Annotated in this window: 1 protein-coding gene; it reads right to left on the bottom strand. The window is 32.0% G+C overall.

Annotated elements, in window-relative coordinates:
• On the bottom strand, positions 1–500 hold a 500-nt coding region (locus tag ACX6CF_RS26005; protein WP_458788295.1), incomplete at its 3' end, for a hypothetical protein.
• Positions 501–603 lie beyond the last annotated feature (103 nt).

Genomic DNA, 603 nt, shown 5'->3' with positions numbered 1-603 from the left:
AGAGTATGTTCAAACACAGATTTACCAGTATATACTAATGGCTGACCTGCTGAAATCATTGTACTAATATATGGTAAGGCTGTTTGAAGACTTTTACAGTTTGAAAACCATCTTATTGTTGCAGTACCATCTTTCTTTACACAAAATGATGGAAAGTAAGTTGGCGTCCATTTTTCAAAAAGAGAAGAATCTGAAGGGTTTGCTGACCATCCAGAAGAGTAGAGTTTACCATCTTGATATGCTAGGCCATAAAAAGCATCTCCATCTTCACCATATTGCATTAGTCCTCCATTCGTTTTTGCAATTACATCTGAAGAATTTATACCAGAAGGATTCATGTTTTCCATTAATTGCTTATTACCTGTTTTATAAATAGCTGCAGCAATCGATTCTGTTTGCGGATTTGTCTTGAAAATGCTGATACCTTCATATTTCTTACCATCATGAGTATAAGAAATCTTGTTATAATGATCCTTAATTGTTGTTGAAAATGTTCCCATATTATTTACTTCCTTTCAAAATATTTTTATTTTTGAATTTAACCGTCGACTGTTAAAATTCATATATAAGCGAATTCACTTTGTACATTTCTTTGTACATTTA

It is taken from the genome of Vallitalea sediminicola (genome assembly GCF_054408565.1).
Note: the sequence above shows the minus strand (reverse complement) of the source record. Positions and strands in the feature narration are given on the sequence as shown.